Genomic DNA, 18,805 nt, shown 5'->3' with positions numbered 1-18,805 from the left:
GGTGAGTTCGGGGTGCGGCCGGTCGGCGCCCGCCGGTCCAGGCAGCGGGGGCTCCGCCCCCACACCCCCGGCCCTTACTCGGAGGGGGCGGGGGGAGCGCGGTGAGCTGCGGGCCCGTGGTGGGTGATCGGTGGTGGGGTCGGGGGACTCCCTCCCCGGACGGGCCCCCGGAGGGGACCACAGCCCGCGCCGGACCGCCAGGCCAAGCCGCCTTCGGCGGTCGCGCGAGCGCGAGCCTGGCACCCCGACACGGCCCGTGGTCGGCTGCGCCTGCCCGACCGAGGAGGGAGCCCCCCGACCGGCCCGGCGTATGGCGTCCGCCGGAGGAGGGGCGGGGCGCCTGAAACGCCCTCAAAAACGCCTCTGACCTGCGCTTTTGTGGGGCGTTGGGGGTTGACTCGCACCCCAAAACTTGAGAGTATTAGTTACGTCGGAAGGGGCGGGAATCCCGACCGGCACCGGCCCCCGGGCCACACCGAGAACCCTCAACGACACCAAGGACGTGGCACATGGGAACCACCCATGCCTCCGCCGGCGGGATGCTCGACCTCCTGCGCCCCGCGGCCATCACCCCCGACTTCGCCGCCGACGCGGCCGAGCAGGAAGCCGACGACGCCGCCGCCATCGCCGCAGCAGCCGGACACCCCGCACTGATCGAGTGCCAGACGGCCGCCGCCCTGCTCACCGAGTACGCCACCCTGAACCCCGACCAGGAGACCGAGGAGTGGGCGTTCAACGCGGTCGAGCGCATCGCCGAGTGCGCGTACGCCGTGACCGAGGGATACGAGGAGCGCGTCGAGGAACTCGCCCGCGAGGCCCGCGGCGAGCGCGCCGCCATCGCACTGGGGCGGTTCGAGGACCGGGGACCGGTCACCGCCGACCGGCTCGCCGCCCTGGACGACGAGACCCGCGCACTGCTGGAGTGGTACGCGGCGCCGTTCCCGATCGAGTGGCTGTTCGCGCCCGAGCGCGACACCTTCGGCCGCATCCTCCGCAAGCGCGTGGTCGTCCTCTTCCACGGTCCCGGAGGCCTCTCCCTCGGGCTGCGCGACATCCTCGGCGCCAACGTCGACATCATCGGAATCGACCTGGACGGCGGCGCCGTGGCCACCGCCGTCGCCGCCGGACTGCGCGTCATCCACGCGGACGTCACCGCGCTGGACCCGGAGAACCCCGCGCTCCAGTTCGTCAGCATCATCGCCCTCACCCCGCCGTGCCAGGCGTTCACCCCGAGCGGGCTCGGCAAGGGCCGCTACGCGGGCGCCATCGACATCATCTGCCGCGTCATCTGGGAGGCGGGCGCGGCCGCCGGGTTCCTCCCCTGGGAGCACTCGGAGACCGGCTACGCGCCCCGCTCTGGCGACACCTGGGACGAGGTCCGCGCCCCGCTCGCCGAGCTGGAGGACCCGCGCGCCGGACTCATGGCCGAGGTCATCATCTGGCCGCTCGGGATGCTCGCCCGGCCCGGCAGCATCCTGGAGTGCGTCATGGTCGAGCAGTCCAGCGCACTGCCCCGCCAGATCGAGGACGCGCTGTTCGGCGAACTCACCCAGGCCGGATGGCACACCACCGAGGCCTGGACGCTGGACGCCGTCGTCTACGGCGCCTCCCACCGCAGGCGCCGGTTCATGGCCGCCCATCGCGGCGCCGAGAAGCCGTTCGTGGACGTCGTCCCGACCACCCCGATCCCGGCCCCGACCTTCGCCCAGGTCGTCGGATGGCCCACCGGCCGGACCTACCTGACGCGCGGCCACCGGCCCGTCGACCCCGCCACCGGCCGGGCCAAGGGCGGCGGCTCGCGCAGCGCCGATCTGCCGTCGACCTGCGTCACCGCCACCGCGTACGGGTGGGCCGACTCCGAGACCGGCGAGACCATCAGCCAGTCCGACATCGGCCGTCTGGTCGGCTTCCCCGCGGACTTCCCGTGGACCCACATCGGGCGCGGCCGCGGCGTACGCAACAAGGCCCAGCAGGCAGCGGACGCGGTCTGCCCGATGGTGTCCGCCGCGATCTTCGGCCGCATCCTCGGAGACGCCGACTGGGAGACCAAGGTCCGCACCTACGTGCACGAGCTGTACGGCATCGACACCGGCACGACGGCCGCCGACCCCGAGCAGTTGGACCTCTTCGGCGAGGAACCCGCAGCAGCGGCGTAGGAGCGCCCCCGACAACACCGAAGCCCCGACGGGCCGCTGGAAATCAGCGGCCCGCCGGGGCTTCGCGGTCCCCATCGGGTACTCGACCCGGAGACCGGTGTCCCCGGATGCTCGCGCACCGGTACCGTCCTGAGTGCGACGTCAGAACGGAGTCCATCATGACGCACGACGCTGAAAATGGCCCGCCCCTCACGTTCGGCCAGCGGGTCCGACGAGAACGCGAACGGAAGGGCCAGACGCGACCGGTGCTCGCCGGTCTGGTCGGCCGCAGCACGGAATGGGTCAAGGCAATCGAGAACGACCGACTCGGCATGCCACGCCTGCCGCTACTCCTGCGCCTCGCAGAGTCCCTCGGCGTGGACGACCTCGCCGCCCTCACCGGCGACGAACGCATCGCGGCCGCCACCTACACCAAGGCCGCACACCCTTCACTGCTGCGAGTGAAGGAGTCCCTGACGACCTACGATCTGCTCACCCGGGACGAGGAACCCACGCCGGCGGCAGCGCTCGCCATCCGCGTACAGAGCGCGTGGCAGGCATGGCACGGATTCGGCGACCACCGCAGCCGCATCGCCAACGTGCTGCCCGCCCTGCTCGCCGACCTCCAGCACGCGGCCCGCACCCACCAGGGCGCCGACCGGCGCCGGTCCCAGGTGCTGCTCGCGCAGGGCTACCACCTCGCCCAGCTCTACCTGAGTTTCCAGCCCGCGCCCGAGCTTGTGATGCTCACCGGCGACCGGTCCATGACGATGGCTCAGGACGCCGACAGCCCGCGCGCCATGGCGGCATCCGCGTGGTACCTCAACCACGTCTTCCGCGACGCCGGAGAGCGTCACGAGGCACGCGTCGACCTCGCCATGAAGTCGATCCGGCTGCTCGACCCGGAACGCGGTCCGGAGGACATCGCACTCGGCGGACTGCTGCACCTGGCCGCCGCCCTGTCGTACGCCAAGGTCGGCCAGAAGGGCAACGCCGAACGGCACTGGGACCGCGCCGACGCCGCCGCCAAACGGCTCGGCGACGCGTACGTACACCCCTGGCTGATGTTCGGCCGGGGCATGGTCGACGCGTACGCGATCACGATGCACAACGACCTGGTGCGGTCCGGCGCGGCGGTCGACGCGGCCACGCACATCGACCTCGGCTCGATGCAGAGCGCCACCCGCCGCAGCTTCCACATCATCGAGACGGCCCGCGCGTACAGCCTCGCGGGGGAATCGGTGGCGGTCGTGCACCTGCTGAAGAAGGCCTACGAGGCGAGCCCCGAGACCACTGCCTATAACCTCTTCGCGCGCGGCACGGCCGCGGAGCTGGCAGAGAACGGCAGCGCGATCATCCGGGACGACGCCCGCGGACTCGCGCGTCAACTCGGCGTGGCCGCCTAGGGGTACAACCTGTACCCCTCCGCAAGGGGGTAGCGACTGTACCTGTCGCTACCTCCTTCGGCTTTTACGGTCGTGTCTCGACCCATCCGCTACCCCCGAGGTCCGGCGATGACCGACACGACCACCACACCCCGCGCGGCGGGGTATCCCGGCTACAGCGAGACGATGACGCGCACTCCCGAGACGACGCTGAAGGCGCGACGCTTAGCCCGCGTGGCCATGTGCGCCTGGAACATGGGTGAGGCGGGCGAAGGCGCGGCACTGCTGATGACGGAACTGTTCACGAACGCCGTCCGGCACGCTCGCGGGGAGAGCGTCCGCGTCATCATCGACCGTCCCGAGGAGGACCGGGTCTACGTGGCCGTGGTCGACCGGGACCCCCGACGCCTGCCGGAGCCGCGCGAAGCCGGACCCGACGACCTCGGCGGCCGCGGGCTGGCCCTGGTCGAGGAGATGGCGGACCGGTGGGGGTACGACCTGATGGGCAGCGGACGGCGTCCGTGGGGCAAGCGCGTCTGGGCAGAGATGAAGGTGACCCGATGACCGAGACCGAGACCAAACCGACCGTCGGCGACGAGGTGATGGACGGCCAGAGGCGGGCCGTCGTGACCGACATTCGCGGCGGAGTCGTCTGGCTCCGAGCACCGCACGGTGGCGGACCGGAGTGGCCGGCGGAGGAGCCGCGCAAGCTCACCGTGCGCCGGACCCGAGCCGAGATGATCGCGGCGGGCGACCTGTGACCGCCAGCAGTGCCAGCGGGCCGTAACCCGCCCGACCCGAACCCCGCTGCCCGCGCCACCCCCGTCGCGGGCAGCGGCCGGAGACGGTGCCCCGGATACCCACCCGTGAGGGTTCCGGGGCACCGTCGCGTGTTCCAGAATTCTGGATCGCTCCGCTTTCCTGGCCGCACTCGCCCGACGGCCCCAGCAGCCCGTCGGACCCCGGGGCGCCGACCCTTTTTCCTCCCTCCCCGTCAAGGCCTTACCGAGGCCGGGGGACGGAGTGTCAAGGTGGAGCGCCCGCACCGCAGGCGCGTCGGGAGGGACGAGCGACGCGGCGAGGAGCGGACGTACGACCTTGATGCGGAGGAGTCCGGCCGGACACTGGAGAGGCCGGGGAGGGATGCTGCACAACACGAAGGGCCCCGCGTAGCGGGGCCCTTCTCTCTTCGTTCGTCGTCGTCAGCCGGAGAGGTTCCCGGCGGCCGCCGGGGCGGCCTCCCTGGCGCCATCCTGCCCGGGAATCGAGGCCGCCGACGAAGGCGCCGAGGACTCCGCCGCGGAGGCCTCCGGTGCCGCCTTCTTCGCCGTCGACCGCCGGGAACGCGGGCGCCCCTTCGGACGCTTCGCCGGTTCCTCGGCGCCGATCGCCTTCAGCTCCTCCGCCGTCCAGCCCGCCGACTCTGCGGCGACGAAGGCCTCGGCGTACGGCGCGTCCAGCTCCGCCAACTGACGCTGAAGTTCCTCGCGCTGCCCCAGGATCTCCGCCAGCGGCTCGAAGGCCTTCTCGCGGGCCGCCTGAACTTGTTTCATCCGCTGCATGATGTCGTGTGCACTCGCCATGCCGTGATCGTACTGGTACGGCCCCAAAGGACGGCCGGAGGTAGCCCCATCACCGCAGGCCGGGATGGTTTTTGACGGGCAACCATGCACCATCCGCAGGCCTTCCGGTGGCCGTAGCCACCGGAAGCAAGTTGGAGCTTACTGATATCAGTAAGCGTGATCTCCGGCTTTCTCCCCACTACTGTGGGTGCCGTTGATCTTTGGTCCGAGCACGGACCGGGGTGGGAAGGGAGGAGGCCGCCGTGGCAGAGCCACCCGCAGCGGACGGCCGGCGGCGCGCGCCGAAGCGTCGCCGCAACCGTGAGGCCGAAGGCCCTCGCACCAACCGTTTCCTCGTGTCGTACAACGACACCGAGCTGGCCATCGTGAACGAGGCCGCCGCACGCGACAACCAGGCACTCGCCTCATGGATCGCGAGTTCAGCCCTTGCCGTCGCTGAGGAGAAGGTCGTTCCCGTTTCGAACGACATGAAGGACGTCCTGGCGGACCTTGTGAAGGCCCGTACTCACGTGTCGCGGGTGGGGAACAACGTGAACCAGATCGCCCGCGTGCTGAATGCCGACGGCGAGGTGACCGACCCGCAGCTCGCTGCCGTTCTGGGAGCCGTGCAGCAAGCCATGCAGCGCATTGATGAAGCGACGCTCCAGTTGATGCGTGAGCGCAGGCGACGCCCATGATGCCCAAGCGGGCACGTGACGGGACGGACACCTGGGGACTGCTCGACTACCTCTACGGTCCGGGCAAACGAGACGAGCACGTGGACCCTCGGATGGTCGCATCCTGGGACGACCCGTACGTCGAGGACCCAGCACGATCGGCAGAGATGACCATCGCCGATCTGGCGCTCATGCTGGACGCCCCCGTTCTCATGCTTCAGGGGAACCGCCCGGCGAAGCACGTCTACCACGTGGCGGTGCGCAACGCGCCCGAAGACCGGTTGCTGTCGGATGCGGAGTGGGCGCGGGTTGCACGCGAGATGATGCACGTGACTGGCATCTCTCCGCACGGTGATGACGAGGGTTGCCGATGGGTGGCGATCAGGCACGCGGACGACCACATTCACATCGTGGCCACAGCCGCCCGTCAGGACGGGCGGAACCTGTGGCTGCGCCAGGACATCGCAAAGATGCACGCTGCCGCGCGCCGGTTCGAGGTGGAGTTCGGGCTGCGTCAGTTGACGCACCGCGACAAGACCGCACGGAAGTGGCCGAAGACCGGAGAGAGCGAGAAGGCGGCCCGTCGGGGCCTCGGTGAGCCCGCTCGGGTCACGCTTCAAAGGGCCGTGCGCAGAGCGGCTGCGGCCGCAGTGAGCGATGCCGACTTCTTCACCCGGGTGACGGAAGCCGGTGTCCGAGTGAAGAAGCGGGTTGCCCCCGATGGAAACATCACGGGCTACTCCGTCGCTCTCCCCGGAGACCGCAATGCAGAGCAGTCGGCAGTCTGGTTTCCGGGTGCCAAGCTGGCGCCCGACCTGTCGCTGCCGCGCGTGCGTGAACGGTGGCAGAACCCGGTCTCCGTCCCGGTCGTCGCGCCGGCGGAGATGTGGCGCGAGGCAGAGCGGCGCGTGCGCGCGGCCGCGGACCAGCTCGGCGCGGGCGGGCTGAGCCAGGGAGCCGGGGACGTCGCCGCACTCGGCGACCTCATCGTCATCGCTGCGGTCATCTCCCCGCGCATGGTGCGCGACCGGATGCGGGAGGCAGCGCACGAGTTCGAGCGCGCCTCGCGCGTCCCGGGCGACCGTGCGCTGGAGGGACAGGCACGCAGCCTGTACCGGGAATCGGCGCAGTTGCTGTCCCAGTCGACGGCGGCCGCCGGTCGCAGTGACACGGTCGCCGCGCTCGGCTTTCTGCTCGCTCTGGTGACCGCGATCGAGGCCTCCCGTCGCTGGCACCAGGCGCAAGAGCACCGGGCCCAGGCGGAGGCCTCCGGGCGGGCCGGTCGACTGCTGCGCGAGGCGGTCGAGGTGACCGCCGGCGCCAGCGCGGCGCGCGAGTACCGGCCGCGCCCGAAGCGCACCGCGACCCGCCCCTCGGGAGCCCGCCGGGCGCCGACGGTAGCGGGGGAGCGGCCGATGGCGGGGGTGGTCCAGGAGGCGGTCCCGGAGCACGCGCGTGCGGTGCTCGTGGACCCGGCGTGGCCCGCGCTGCGCACGCGACTGGCAGCGGTCGAGAAGGCCGGGGACGATCCGGCCGAGGTCCTCGCCGCGGTCGCCGCCCGTCGGGAGTTGACTTCAGCGGACTCGGTCGCCGAAGTGCTTACATGGCGGCTGGACGGGTGGAGTCGCCAGCGCGGTGCGACGGCGGCGGCCACCGGCAAGAACCCGTCGCCGACGTCCACCGGCGGCACTGGCCGCAGCAGTGGACCGCGCAAGACGGGGGCGCCCGGACCGACACGTCGGCCGCCGGGTGACGAGCAGCGCAAGGGCCCGCGACGGGCCCGGTAACGAGGGGAGCGAACATGACGATGCCGACTCCGGAGGAGCGTCCCGGGGAGGCCTTCACGGAGGCCGCCGCCGAGGCGGTGCAGACCTCCGTGATGGCGTTCCGTCTGGTCATGGCCATTGCGGACGCGGTACGCCGTCAGCAGCAGAAGAAGGCCGGGAAGGAGGACGAACTCCCGGACACCGAGAAGGCGACGGCGGAGGCCTCGGAGGAGGTCAAGAAGTTCCTCCCGGACGACATCGCCGCGGCACTGCTGGACGGCGCGGACTGGCCCCAGCTCGCCCAGCAGCTCATGGCGCTGAAGCGGGCCGGGGTGGACCTGGAGACGATGCTGCCGCGCGTCGGCGAGATCACCGTGACGGTGCGGGACCAGGTCGTGGCGAACGCCGAGAAGGTGGCGCGTGAGGGCACCGAGGAGTGGGCGAAGGCGCTGCGCGAGACGCTGCCGGCGGGACCGGTGCGCGAGGCGATCCTGTCCTCCCCGGCGTGGCCGGAGATGGCCAGGACGATGGCCACGCTGAACGAGCGCGGCGTCGACGTGCGGGCGATCCTTGCGTCCGCGCACGAGGAGGGTGTCGGCGTCGACCAGGCCGTCGCCAAGGTGCTGTCGGCGGCGGAGGTGCCGACGACGAGCCGGGACGCGACGCTGTCGTACGGGCCGCTGACGGTCGGGCTGGACATCCCCAAGGATCTCGACCTGGGGGACCGGGAGCGGGCCCTTCGGCAACTGTCCATCGCGCCGTCGGAGAACCAGCGGTTCGCACGCATGGTGCGTGAGGCGATGCCCGGTGCGGAGCGGGAGGCGGACCTGCTGGTGTCGGCCCGTCAGTGGCCGCTGGTCGCTGCGCGGATGGCGGACATGGAGAGCAGGGGGCAGTCGGTCGCGGAGCACCTGGCCCGGCTGTCGGAGGACACCTCATGGCAGCAGGGGCCGCAGTCGCAGGTGGGCCGCCGTTTGGTTCAGGCGGCCAACGACGCGCTGCGCAGGCCCCTCGGTACGCCGGCGGGGCCGGGGCCGAAGGTGAGCACCGCGGCGGCCCGGTCGACGTCGCCGAGCGTGGGCCCTACTAAGGCTGCGAAGGGGGCGGCACCGACCACGCCCGGAGTGGCCGCGCACCGCGAGGCAGGGCCCGCGCCGAAGAGTGGCAAGATCCGGTAGGCGCCGGCCGGATACACGTGTGCCGCAGACCGGACGCCGGTCTGCGGCACACGTCGTTTCGGATCAGGGGCGGGTGGCGCCGACGTAGTCGCCCTGCGGCATCGCCGAGGTGAGCGGGGCGACTTCCACGTGGCGTCCGGTGCGCGGTGCGTGCAGGACGTTGCCGTCGCCCGCGTAGATGGCGACGTGGTAGATGAACCCGCTGCCGCCGTGCGCCCAGAACAGCAAGTCGCCCGGCTTGAGGTCGGTGCGGGAGACGGGCCGGTCGCTGGTCGCGCCGTACTGCGCATCGGCCGTCCGGGGCAGTTTCAGCTTGGGCCAGTAGGCGTACTGCACGAGGCTGGAGCAGTCGAAGCCGACCGTGCTGGACGCGGCGCACTTGCCGTTCAGGTAGCCGTTGTTGCCGTCGCAGAACCCCGTGGACGGGCCGGAGGGACCGCCGCCTCCGTAGGCGTACGGGGTGCCCATCCGGGTGGCCGCCTTGCGCAGAGCATCCGCGCCCGCGCCGGACCCGGAGACCGTCAGCAGGCCGGGGCCTTCGAAGCGGGACATGGTCGACAGGATGATCTGGACGTAGTTGTAGGTCTCGCCGCCCGCGAACGACTTCGGCGGGACACCCCGGTACTGCTCGACGCGGCCCCAGCCCGCGTTGTACCCGGCCAGCGCGAGCGCCCGGACGTCGCCGGGGTAGCCGGAGTTTTTCGCCTGCTTCAGCAGGGAGCACATCATGCGGCCCTGCGCCATGACGGCGTCGCCGATGTCCCAGGGGGAGTTGTCCCCGTTGCCGTCGGCGTCCCGTCCCCACGTCGCCCACGTGCCGGGCATGAACTGCGCCGGGCCCTGCGCGCCGGCGTGGCTGGTGGCCTCCTCCCTGGAGGTCTTGAACTTCGACTCCTGGTAGAGCTGCGCGGCCAGCAGAGCCGGAACCATCGCGGGCTCCTTGCAGGCCTCGTCCGCCTTGAGAATCCACTTCCGGAACTCCGCGGGAACGCCTTGCAGGCCGCCGCCCCCGTCGGTCGTTTCGGTGGCCGACGCGTCGTCATCGGCGATCACCACGCCGACGATCCCGAGGGTGACCACCAGGACGAGCCCTATCACCGCGGCGGCAGCTCCAACGAGCACCTTCACGCGCTATCCCCCCGTGCTTGTTCTCTCTTCGTCGTTGTGCCGGTCGTGTCGCCGTACTAGATCACGCGCTGCGTGGCATGCGCGCCTCCAATTGGGGTGGGCCGGACCGTGCCCGCGATCACGGTTCGCGTAGGGTCGGTGACGGACTCGCGCGAGGGGACTTCGCACAGCGAAATGCCGCCTTCTTCATTTCGCCCAGCGAAATCGAGGCGTCTGCGTGGGGCCGTTGGCGACTCGGGGGTGTGGCTGATGAGTACAGGTATCGGGGCGACTTGCGACGGCACCGGCCCGTTCTTGCTACAACCACACCTTTGCGGGCAAAGCCTGCGCCGCCGCGCATTGCCGTAGAGCGACATCTCTGACCTGACCTCCGGCTACGCGAAAACCCCACCCGTGTTTGTCGGAGGTTCACGCTAGCCTCAGTGGTCCCAAGAACCCAATATCGTGACTTAAACACAGGCACACAGGGGGGAGTTGCGGCTTGACCACCCAACCGGCGATTACAACCCCGGACACCGGCACGCCGGTTGTGCTCCGGTACGCGCTGATGCCCATTGACGGCACCGGCATTGCAGTGGCGACGGTCGCCGCCATGCTCGACAACGACGCCGGCGGCGCCCGCGCACGCGTGCTGGGGCCGGGGCAGGTCCTGCCCTACGGAACGGTCCCGGTGCTGGTGACCGACACGACGGTGTACGGCGTGACGCGCCTGGAGGAGACCCTGCTGCGCTGGGGTCCGCTGCCCAAGCCGTGGCTGGTGTGGGTGGCCGACGCTCCGACGCGTCCGGTGCAGGACGCCCGCTTCACGGTCCGGGCCCTGGAGGGGCGTCTGGCCGGAGTCGCGCGCCTGCCGTACCTGCCGGTCCTGCGAGCAGTTAAAGGGCCCGACGAGGCCCTGGAGTACAAGGACGTCCAGACCGCGGCCGAGAAGCTGCGGCGCACGATCGAAGGGAAATGACCATGATCCTCGCGGCACTCATCCCGGGCGCGAAGCCGACCCCGATCCCGGGCATGAACGGGCCGGTGGCCGAGATCTTCGGATACGGCCTGTGGCTGCTCATCCTGGCCGGGGTCGGCGGGGTGGGCTTCGGCGTCTACAAGCTCGCCGTGTCGGACAAGAGCCGGAACGGCGGCGGCTCCGAGCCCTTCAAGTGGATGGGAGGCGGGCTCGCGGCAGTGATCCTGTCCAGTTCGCTCATCGCCATCCTCAACGGCATCGCAGGCTGAGGCGGAGGACATGGGACGCACCAGGGGGACATGGAACAGCAAGGGCACGTGGGCGGCGGGCGTCGCCCTCGCCGCCCTCCTCGCCTTCACCGGCTACGCGGTGCTCAACGGCGGCGACGAGGACACGGACACCCCGAGCAAGGGCGGATCGAGCGCGAGCGCATCCGCCCCTGCTTCACCGGGGCCGTCGGCGACGTACGCGCCGCCGGACGACTGGACGGAGCCGGACTCGTGGGCTGCGCTTCCGCGGGGGAAGCGCACCGACGACCGGGGCAGTCAGGTGGGCTTCCCTCAGTCCACCGAGGGCGCGGTGGCGATGATGGTGGCCGCCAACACCACTGTCATCGACAGCGAGAAGACCAACGTCGACGAGCAGCTCCGTATCTACCGCTCGTACATCGGCGCGGCCGACCAGTCCTCGGAGAACGCCGAGCAGATCGAGCTGGCCGCCATCCAGAGCGACAAGGCCCTGGCCAAGCAGATGGGCGTCAGCCCGGGCCAGCCGCTGCCGTCGGGCGCATACGTGCGCAGCACGGTGGTCGGCTACAAGGTCATCAAGAAGTCGGACACCGAGGTCAGCGCCTGGCTGCTGTCCCGTGTAGTGCAGAAGAACGGCGAGATGGAGAAGGAGAAGGGCAGCTACACCCGCACTCTGGCCGGCGCGCAGTGGGAGGGCGGCGACTGGAAGCTGACCGGCGACGCCACCGCCCGCGCCCAGCAGGAGGTCCAGGGCCAGGTGCAGCCCGCTATGGCGGCCCCGGGTGACCCGGAGTTCAACCAGGCGGGCTGGACGGCCATTAGGCAGGCGTCGTGAGGCGGCGACTGGCCGCGCTGCTGCTCGCCCTGGTCGCGGTCTTCGGGGTGTCGGTGTCCGCGCCGCAGCCCGCGGCGGCCGACGGGATCATAGGCGACACGATCGAGGGCGCCTGCCGGGTCGGCACCGGCCCGATCCTCGGGACGATCCTGAAGGGTGGCGGCAAGGCCACCGGCATCGGCGGCCTCACCGGTTGGGAGGGGTGCGACGCGGTCGGTGACGTGGGCGAGAAGGCGGTCAAGGAGGCCTGGAAGAACGTCTGGGAGTCCGTTCTCGGCGACATCATCAGGGCCGCTCAGGACGTCACGAAGTGGGCCATCAAGAAGGTGCTGAGTTTCGCCCTGCTCGGTCCATCCGTGGACCTGGCGGGCACCGGGCTATGGGGAGGCAAAGCCACCCTCGCGGGCATGCTGGTCTGGCTCGGGTTGGTGATCGCCGCGGCCGGGGTGATCTGGAACCTTGGCAAAATGGCCGTCACCGGGCAGTCCAAGCATGCCGGGCGGGCGATGGTCGGATGGGTGGAGAACATCTTCCTCTCCGCCCTCGGGGTGAGCCTGTTCGCCCTCCTGCTGGTCCTCGGTGACGCACTGAGCGCGGGCCTGGTCAACGCGACCTTCGCGGACGACGGGAAGGCCTACGAACGCATCGTCGCGGTGCTGCTGCCGAACGCGGTCGCCAACCCCATCACGATGTTGTGCGTGGTCGCGGTGCTGCTGCTGATCGGCTTCATCCAGATGGTCATGATCTTCCTGCGGCAGAGCGCCATCCCGATCATCTGCCTGCTGATCCCGGTGGCCGCCGGCGGGCGCACCGGCGGCGAGGCCACCCGCAAATGGGCGCCGACCCTGATCACCTCCGGCCTGGTCATCGTGGCGTACAAGCCGATACTCGCCGTGATCATCTGCACAGGATTCGCGGAGTTCGGGCACTCCCAGACCCTGGTGGAGTGGCTGCGCGGGTGCGCGACCCTGGTCCTTGGGGTGTTGGCCCCCGGCCCGCTCACCAAGATCTTCGCTCCCTTCGGGGCAGCGGTCGGTGGCGGGATGGGCGCGGGCGGAGCCAGCGGCGCCCTGTCGGCGGCCGCTAGCTACTTCGGAGGGAAGGCCGGAAGCGACAGCAGCGGCGGCGGTGACGGCCCACCGAGCGCGGTCGACCACATGAACTACGTCGAGCGCGAAAGGAGGGCGGGCGGCCAGAGCGGCGGCGACGGCGGTTCCGGCGAGGACGGCGGTCAGGGCAGCGACGCCCAGGCGCAGGCCGCCCGCAACGAGGCAGGCGCCCGCGTGCCTGGCCAGGCCGGAGCCGAAGGCGCTGCCGGGGCAGACGCCGCAGCAGCCGGTGCGGGCGCCGGAGCGGGAGCAGCCGGTGCAGGTGCCGCCGGTGCTGGAGGGGCAGCGGCCGGAGGCGGCGCCGCGGCCGCCGCGGGCCCGGCTGGTCTCGCTGCCGCTGCCGGCATTCAGGTTCTGGACGGCGTCAACGACGCCATCCAGGGCGCCAGTGGACAGGTGGGCGGAGGAAACCAGCAGTGACAGCCCATGAAGTGCCCTCGACCTTGATGGTCGACGGTTTCAGGGCCCGCCGTTCCTTCGGGTTCGGCGGGCTGTCGCGGACCGCGACGATGATCGCGGCCGCCGTGCTGACGGCGGACGGCTTGATCGCCACGCAGATGCCGCTCTCGCTGCTGGTCACCCTGCCGCTGACCGGTGCGTTCTTCGGGTTGGCCGCCGCCCGCCGACACGGCATGTCCGCCCTGTCGTACTACTGGGCCAAGGTTGCCTGGAAGCGGGCGGCGCGGTTCGACGCGACCTCCTACCGGCGGCTGTTGCTGCCCCACCCGTACGCCCTGGACCTCCCGGGCGTCGGCGCGAGCAGCACCCTGATCAAGGCCCACGACCCGACCACCGGCCGGTCCGTCGGCGTCGTCCACGACCGGGCCACCGGCTACATGACCGTCAGCACCCTCCTCGCGCCGGGCGGCAGCCTCATGGCGCCCACCGGAGCCGTGCAGAGCAGCCTGCGCACCTGGGCGTCCGTGCTGGACGCGATGAGCACGGACGAGCAGGTCAAGGGCGCGAGCGTGACCATCCAGATCACCCCCGGCGCCGGTGAGGCACTCGGAGATGACGTCAAGGCCCGCAAAAACCCGGGCGCACCCGCACTGGCGAAGAAGGTCATTGACGACCTGGTGCGCACGACCCCGCGCGCCACCGCGAGCGTGGCGCCGTGGATGAGCGTGACGGTGGACCCGAACGCGACCGCCAATGCGCCGGCGGATCTCGCCGAGCAGGTCGCCGAGGCGCTGCGGGTGGTGGATTCGCTGGACCTGTCGGGCACCGGCACGGACATCGAGCGCAGGGCGACCGACGTCGACCTGCGCCGCATCGTCCGCAGCGCGTACGACCCCGAGGTCTTCAACGCCCGCGACAAGGAGTTCGAGGAACTGTCGTGGTCGGAGTGCGGGCCGCAGGCCGCCGACGACGACTGGGAGACCTACGCCCACGACGGCGGGGTGTCCGTGAGCTGGGTGCTGCGCGAGATGCCGCGCCGCCCCATCCCCTACTCCGTGCTGCTGCCGCTGCTGGCCCCCGGCCGCTACCAGCGGCGCATCACCATCGCCTACCGGGTGCTGGACCCGATGGAGGGCGAGGCGGTGCTGGAGCGCGAGATCTCCAACGCCCACCAGAGGGCGCAGGCGACCGCCGAGGTCAAGGGCCGCGCGAAGTGGAGCCAGCGGGCCGACGCCCAGCGGGCGGAGAAGGCCGCCGCGCAGGTGGCCGGAGGCGCCCAGGTGGTCGACTGGACGCTGATGGTGACCGTCACCGCCCGCAGCACCGCCGACCTGCCCGCCGCCCGCCAGGAGCTGGCCCGGGCGGTCAAGGCGACCCGAGGCATCCGCATGCGGCCCGCATACGGGGCCCAGGCCGCGGTGTTCGCGGCCGGTCTGCCCCTCGGGTACTCGCCGCTGGTGAAGGACTGACGAGATGGCACGCAAACCGAAGACGGCGCCGGTGACCACGCCCAAGCGCGTGGTCAAGGTGGTCGAGCAGAGCCCGACGCGCGAGGAGCGGCGGGCCGAGAAGAAGTTGAAGGGGCGCTTCGCCCCGAGGCTGGGCTGGGGCGGAAGGTTCGGCGGCCGCGTGCCGGTCGAGGACACCGGCACCGTCTACACCGGCCCCACCTCGCAGGCCGGCGGGATCTACCCGTTCCTGCTCGGGAGCGGTCTGCCGCCGCGCGGCGTCCCCGTCGGCAGGGACCTGCTGACCGGCGAGTTGGTGTGCATTGACCCCAGCGGCTGGACGGGCAAGCTGACGACCAACCCGGGCGTGTGGGTGATGAGTCAGCCGGGCGCGGGGAAGTCCGCGCTGGTCAAGCGCGTGTGCATGGTCTACTCGGCGTACGGATTCCTCATGTGCGTGCCCGGTGATGTCAAGGGCGAGTATTCCGAGATGATCCGTGAACTCGGCGGATCAGTGGTCCGTATCGGCGACGGCATCGGCCGCCTCAACCCGCTGGACAGCGGGCCGCTGAAGGGGCACGTGTCGTCGCTGACGGCGGAGCGGCGCGAGGCCCTGCTGGACGTCCTCAACGGGCGTCGGTTGGAGACGCTGGTCGCCCTGCTGTCGACCAAGCACGGACTGGGACGCTCCCCCAACGAGATCGAACGCTCAGCGCTGGACACGGCCGTGCAGGTGGCTTCCGCCGCCCAGGAGTCGGGGAGCGACCCGGTGGTCGCCGACGTCGTGCAGGTGCTGCGGGCGGCGCCCGAGGAGCTGCGGACCAAGCTCGCCGCGGAGGGCGAGCGGTACCAGGACCTGACGAGGAGCGTCATCGCCGGGCTCGACAACTTGATCGGCGGGCCGCTGAAGGGGTTGTTCGACGGGCCCACGACGACCCCCTTGGACATCTCCGCCCCGGCGGTCTCGGTGGACATCTCCGCGCTGCGGGCCCGCGGCAATGACGTGGTGTCGGCCGGGATGATCGCGACGTGGGCGTACACCTACTCCGCGATCGACTCCGCCCGCAGCATCGGCCTGATGGACCGTTCCCTCGTGCTGCCGATGGACGAGATGTGGCGCGCGCTGCGGAGCGGCCCCGGCCTGGTGGACGCGATGGACGCCATCAGCCGCCTGAACAGGACGACCAACGATGTGACGATCTACGTCACGCACAGCCTGTTGGACGTCGAGGCCCTGCCGACCGAGCAGGACCGGGCGAAGGCCCGCGGCTTGATGGACCGGTGCGACACGTGGGTGATCGGCGCGTCCTCCGAGGAGGAGCTGCGCCGGGTCACCGGCAAGCGCAGCCTCACCGAGCAGGAGCGCATGATGATCGGCTCGTGGTCGTCGGCGACCAGCACGGGTCTCGACATCGACCCCACCTACGACGACGCCGGCGACAGCGCGCCCCTGGAGGAAGAAGGCGCCCGGCACCCGGGCCGCGGCAAGTACCTGATCAAGATTGGCACCCGGCCCGGGATCGCGGCCGCGCTGGAGCTGACGGCCACGGAGCTGCGGCTGTACCGCACGGACAACAACCGCCGCCGGGTGACCGCTACGGGAGGTGGAAGCGCATGATGACGGAGAACGACCGGGCATGGGCGGCCGGGGGCATCGTGCTCGGTGGCGCCGTGACGCTGTCCGTCTCGACATGGGCCGGTGCCGCCGCCGGCGCGGTGCTGACCGGGGACGAGGCCGCCCCGTTCCCCACGTCGCTGGTGGGTGCCTTCCAGATGGCCACCGACTGGTCGACGTCGTGGCCGCACTCGCAGACCGCGTCCATCGTCGGCGCCACCGTGGCGGACCTGGCGGTCGTGGTGTTCCTCGTGTGGGGGCTGCGCTGGACCTTCAAGTGGTTCCGCAACCCGAGCAGTCTGGCCACGTTGCACCAGGTGCGCGAGCTGACGCCGAAGCACGCGGCCCGGACCGCCACCCGGCTGCGGGCCTCGCTGAAGGGCACCAAGCCCAAGGAGCTTCCCGCCCGCGACCGAGGCGTTCTCCTCGGCGACCACCTGCCGTCCGGGGTCGAGCTGCGCGGGTCGGACGAGGACACCTTCGTCGCCATCATGGCGCCCCGAGCGGGCAAGTCCACCAGCCTCGCCATCCCGGTGGCGGAGGAGGCCCCGGGCGCCCTGCTGATGACCAGCAACAAGGCCGACGTCTACGCGGCGACCTTGGCGAGCCGCTCGAAGGTGGGCAACGCCTGGATTCTCGACACCCAAGGTGTGGCCCAGGCTGAGCGCCAAATGTGGTGGGACATGATCGCCCAGGCGGAGACGTTGGAGGGCGCCGAGCGCCTGGCCAGCCACTTCGTCAACCAGATCACCAGCGAGCAGGCCGACCCGTTCTGGAGCCAGGCCGCCGGCGACTTGCTCGTGGGTCTGTTCCGGGCCGCGTACTGGGAGGGCGGCAGCGTCCGGGACGTCATGAAGTGGCTGTCCGACCCGAAGGAGAAGGCGCCGCTGCGCGTCCTGTACGCGAACGAGCCGGTGCTCGCCGAGCAGGTGGACAGTTCGATCAATATTGCCGAAGAGACCCAGTCCGGTATCTACCAAAATGCCCGAACTGCGGTCAGTGCGCTGCGCGACGAGAAGGTGCTCGCGTGGGTCACCCCGGACAAGTGCCACCCGCGGTTCGACCCCGAGGAGTTCGCCCTCAGCAAGGACACCCTCTACCTGCTGTCGAAGAAGGGCGGCCCGGCGAGCGCGGTCGTAGCCGCCCTGGCGGACGCCGTGTTCACCGCCGGCGCCGAGGCGGGCGAACGCCACGGCGGCCGCCTGCCGGAGCCGATGCGCGCCGTCCTGGACGAGGCCGCGAACATCTGCCGCATCGCCGACCTGCCCGACCTGTACTCGCACCTCGGGTCCCGGGGGATCACCCCGTTCGTGATCCTCCAGAGCTACCGGCAGGGCGTGAAGGCGTGGGGCGAGGTCGGCATGGACTCCATGTGGAGCGCGGCCACGAAAAAGATCATCGGTGTCGGCATGGACGACGCGAAGTTCGCCCAGGACGTGTCCACGCTGACCGGCGCCCACTACGTCGAGCGCGGCTCGTACTCCAAGTCCAAGGACGGCGGCAGCCGGAGCTGGTCGGAACAGCGCGAGCAGGTGCTCGACCCGGCCGAAATCCGCGCCATGAAGAAGGGCACGGCCCTGCTGCTGGCCACCGGCATGCCGGTCGCGCAGATCAGCCTGCGTCCCTGGTACGCGGAGAAGCTGATGGAGCACATCGGCCCGCAGATGAAGGCCGAGGAGCAGGCCATCACCAAGCGCGCGGTCGCCGCGTACGAGGAGCGGAAGGCGGCGCGCAGTGGCCGATGAACCCGAGGACGTCCCGGAGCTGGACGTGCCCATCGGCATGTTCGAGGACATCGAAGACCTCAAGGCCCAGGTCGCCCGCCTGACGGCCCTGGTCAAGCAGCTCGCCGGGGGAGACGGCGGGGAGCCGGGCGAGGCCTTGGCCGACGAGGAGGAGACGGCCGGCGGGGAGGCCACCGCCGAGGGAGGCGACGAGGAAGAGGAGTGGCAGTACCCGCCGTTCATCTTGCTGCTGGACCCGCCGGAGTACGACGACGAGCTGCGGGCCCTGATCGAGTGGGTGGAGGGGGTACTGGTGCCCGGCTACCTCGCGGAGCCGTCGGCCGATGCCCGGTGGTGCCACCTGTGGTGGGAGCACCCCGTGGCCATCGCCCGCCTGCATGCGGTGTGGCTCGCCTGGCAGGAGCTGACGGACCCGGCGTCCTGCGGGTACACAGGCCCCTCGGTCTGGCACCGCGACCACCTGGACCCCGCCCTGCGGGAGCTGCGCGGGTCCACCGGCCCGTTCGCGGGCTGCACCAAGGGCGAGCACCAGATCGACCACCGCATGCCCAGTCTGGTACCCAGCGCCTGGACACACGCCGAGGACTGACGCAGCGCCACACGCAGACGGGCCGCCG

The 18,805-nt window shown here is 71.1% G+C and carries 17 protein-coding genes; 15 read left to right on the top strand and 2 right to left on the bottom strand.

Annotated features, from left to right (window positions below; translation table 11 throughout):
• The first annotated feature begins 509 nt into the window (after positions 1-509).
• The 4 genes from ACFF45_RS17385 to ACFF45_RS17370 all read left to right on the top strand — a co-directional run bounded on the left by ACFF45_RS17385 (position 510) and on the right by ACFF45_RS17370 (position 4,281).
• Positions 510-2,156, top strand: coding sequence for a DNA cytosine methyltransferase (locus ACFF45_RS17385; protein WP_381346977.1), 1,647 nt, complete (start codon positions 510-512; stop codon positions 2,154-2,156).
• 158 nt (positions 2,157-2,314) lie between these two features.
• Complete coding sequence (locus ACFF45_RS17380) at positions 2,315-3,541, top strand: helix-turn-helix domain-containing protein (protein WP_381346976.1); 1,227 nt, start codon at positions 2,315-2,317, stop codon at positions 3,539-3,541.
• A gap of 108 nt (positions 3,542-3,649) precedes the next feature.
• Complete coding sequence (locus ACFF45_RS17375; protein ID WP_381346974.1) at positions 3,650-4,084, top strand: ATP-binding protein; 435 nt, start codon at positions 3,650-3,652, stop codon at positions 4,082-4,084.
• Positions 4,081-4,281, top strand: coding sequence for a hypothetical protein (locus ACFF45_RS17370; RefSeq protein ID WP_381346973.1), 201 nt, complete (start codon positions 4,081-4,083; stop codon positions 4,279-4,281). The genes ACFF45_RS17375 and ACFF45_RS17370 overlap by 4 nt, the downstream gene beginning before the upstream one ends.
• 441 nt (positions 4,282-4,722) lie before the next feature.
• On the opposite strand, the gene ACFF45_RS17365 is transcribed toward ACFF45_RS17370, so the two are convergent.
• Positions 4,723-5,103, bottom strand: a complete 381-nt coding sequence (locus ACFF45_RS17365) for a hypothetical protein (protein WP_381346971.1) — start codon at positions 5,101-5,103, stop codon at positions 4,723-4,725.
• Between the two features lie 242 nt (positions 5,104-5,345).
• Here ACFF45_RS17365 and mobC point away from each other — a divergent pair, with 242 nt between their 5' ends.
• The 3 genes from mobC (at position 5,346) to ACFF45_RS17350 (ending at position 8,703) form a co-directional block, all read left to right on the top strand.
• Positions 5,346-5,780, top strand: coding sequence for a plasmid mobilization relaxosome protein MobC (gene mobC, locus ACFF45_RS17360; RefSeq protein WP_381346970.1), 435 nt, complete (start codon positions 5,346-5,348; stop codon positions 5,778-5,780).
• 146 nt (positions 5,781-5,926) lie between these two features.
• Positions 5,927-7,546 carry a relaxase/mobilization nuclease domain-containing protein gene (locus ACFF45_RS17355; RefSeq protein WP_381346969.1) on the top strand — a complete coding sequence of 540 codons (1,620 nt, stop codon included), beginning with the start codon at positions 5,927-5,929 and terminating at the stop codon, positions 7,544-7,546.
• Positions 7,547-7,560: 14 nt separating this feature from the next.
• On the top strand, positions 7,561-8,703 hold the full coding sequence (locus tag ACFF45_RS17350; RefSeq protein WP_381346967.1) for a hypothetical protein: 1,143 nt from the start codon (positions 7,561-7,563) through the stop codon (positions 8,701-8,703).
• Positions 8,704-8,766: 63 nt separating this feature from the next.
• On the opposite strand, the gene ACFF45_RS17345 is transcribed toward ACFF45_RS17350, so the two are convergent.
• Entirely contained in the window at positions 8,767-9,831 is a 1,065-nt protein-coding gene (locus tag ACFF45_RS17345; RefSeq protein WP_381346966.1) for a C40 family peptidase, read from the bottom strand.
• A 481-nt stretch (positions 9,832-10,312) separates the two neighbouring features.
• Between ACFF45_RS17345 and ACFF45_RS17340 the strand changes: the two genes are divergently transcribed.
• From ACFF45_RS17340 to ACFF45_RS17305, 8 genes are read left to right on the top strand one after another with little or no spacing between them, the layout of a single operon-like run.
• Positions 10,313-10,789 carry a hypothetical protein gene (locus ACFF45_RS17340; protein WP_381346964.1) on the top strand — a complete coding sequence of 159 codons (477 nt, stop codon included), beginning with the start codon at positions 10,313-10,315 and terminating at the stop codon, positions 10,787-10,789.
• Positions 10,786-11,058, top strand: a complete 273-nt coding sequence (locus ACFF45_RS17335; protein WP_381346962.1) for a hypothetical protein — start codon at positions 10,786-10,788, stop codon at positions 11,056-11,058. The genes ACFF45_RS17340 and ACFF45_RS17335 overlap by 4 nt, the downstream gene beginning before the upstream one ends.
• Before the next feature lie 10 nt (positions 11,059-11,068).
• On the top strand, positions 11,069-11,872 hold the full coding sequence (locus ACFF45_RS17330) for a hypothetical protein (RefSeq protein ID WP_381346961.1): 804 nt from the start codon (positions 11,069-11,071) through the stop codon (positions 11,870-11,872).
• Positions 11,869-13,401, top strand: a complete 1,533-nt coding sequence (locus ACFF45_RS17325) for a hypothetical protein (protein ID WP_381346960.1) — start codon at positions 11,869-11,871, stop codon at positions 13,399-13,401. Before ACFF45_RS17330 ends, ACFF45_RS17325 begins: the two co-directional genes overlap by 4 nt.
• A complete protein-coding gene (locus ACFF45_RS17320) occupies positions 13,398-14,849 on the top strand; it encodes an SCO6880 family protein (protein ID WP_381346959.1) in 1,452 nt (483 codons plus the stop codon). The genes ACFF45_RS17325 and ACFF45_RS17320 overlap by 4 nt, the downstream gene beginning before the upstream one ends.
• A 4-nt stretch (positions 14,850-14,853) precedes the next feature.
• Positions 14,854-16,446 (top strand): putative type IV secretion/conjugal transfer ATPase, encoded by a 1,593-nt coding sequence (locus ACFF45_RS17315; RefSeq protein ID WP_381346958.1) that lies wholly within the window; start codon positions 14,854-14,856, stop codon positions 16,444-16,446.
• Entirely contained in the window at positions 16,443-18,188 is a 1,746-nt protein-coding gene (locus ACFF45_RS17310; RefSeq protein WP_381346956.1) for a type IV secretory system conjugative DNA transfer family protein, read from the top strand. Before ACFF45_RS17315 ends, ACFF45_RS17310 begins: the two co-directional genes overlap by 4 nt.
• A complete protein-coding gene (locus ACFF45_RS17305; RefSeq protein ID WP_381346955.1) occupies positions 18,178-18,777 on the top strand; it encodes a DUF4913 domain-containing protein in 600 nt (199 codons plus the stop codon). Before ACFF45_RS17310 ends, ACFF45_RS17305 begins: the two co-directional genes overlap by 11 nt.
• Positions 18,778-18,805: the final 28 nt, after the last annotated feature.

It is taken from the genome of Streptomyces cinereospinus, from assembly GCF_042430725.1.
Classification (GTDB): domain Bacteria; phylum Actinomycetota; class Actinomycetes; order Streptomycetales; family Streptomycetaceae; genus Streptomyces; species Streptomyces cinereospinus.
Note: the sequence above shows the minus strand (reverse complement) of the source record. Positions and strands in the feature narration are given on the sequence as shown.

What these genes read in the sequence shown, in the direction of transcription:
- ACFF45_RS17385 (WP_381346977.1), top strand. Translation starts at nt 510, where the DNA reads ATGGGAACCACCCATGCCTCCGCCGGCGGGATGCTCGACCTCCTGCGC.
- ACFF45_RS17375 (WP_381346974.1), top strand. Translation starts at nt 3,650, where the DNA reads ATGACCGACACGACCACCACACCCCGCGCGGCGGGGTATCCCGGCTAC.
- ACFF45_RS17355 (WP_381346969.1), top strand. Translation starts at nt 5,927, where the DNA reads ATGACCATCGCCGATCTGGCGCTCATGCTGGACGCCCCCGTTCTCATG.
- ACFF45_RS17350 (WP_381346967.1), top strand. Translation starts at nt 7,561, where the DNA reads ATGACGATGCCGACTCCGGAGGAGCGTCCCGGGGAGGCCTTCACGGAG.
- ACFF45_RS17315 (WP_381346958.1), top strand. Translation starts at nt 14,854, where the DNA reads ATGGCACGCAAACCGAAGACGGCGCCGGTGACCACGCCCAAGCGCGTG.
- ACFF45_RS17365 (WP_381346971.1), bottom strand. Translation starts at nt 5,103, where the DNA reads ATGGCGAGTGCACACGACATCATGCAGCGGATGAAACAAGTTCAGGCG.
- ACFF45_RS17310 (WP_381346956.1), top strand. Translation starts at nt 16,443, where the DNA reads ATGATGACGGAGAACGACCGGGCATGGGCGGCCGGGGGCATCGTGCTC.
- ACFF45_RS17330 (WP_381346961.1), top strand. Translation starts at nt 11,069, where the DNA reads ATGGGACGCACCAGGGGGACATGGAACAGCAAGGGCACGTGGGCGGCG.
- ACFF45_RS17380 (WP_381346976.1), top strand. Translation starts at nt 2,315, where the DNA reads ATGACGCACGACGCTGAAAATGGCCCGCCCCTCACGTTCGGCCAGCGG.
- ACFF45_RS17370 (WP_381346973.1), top strand. Translation starts at nt 4,081, where the DNA reads ATGACCGAGACCGAGACCAAACCGACCGTCGGCGACGAGGTGATGGAC.
- ACFF45_RS17335 (WP_381346962.1), top strand. Translation starts at nt 10,786, where the DNA reads ATGACCATGATCCTCGCGGCACTCATCCCGGGCGCGAAGCCGACCCCG.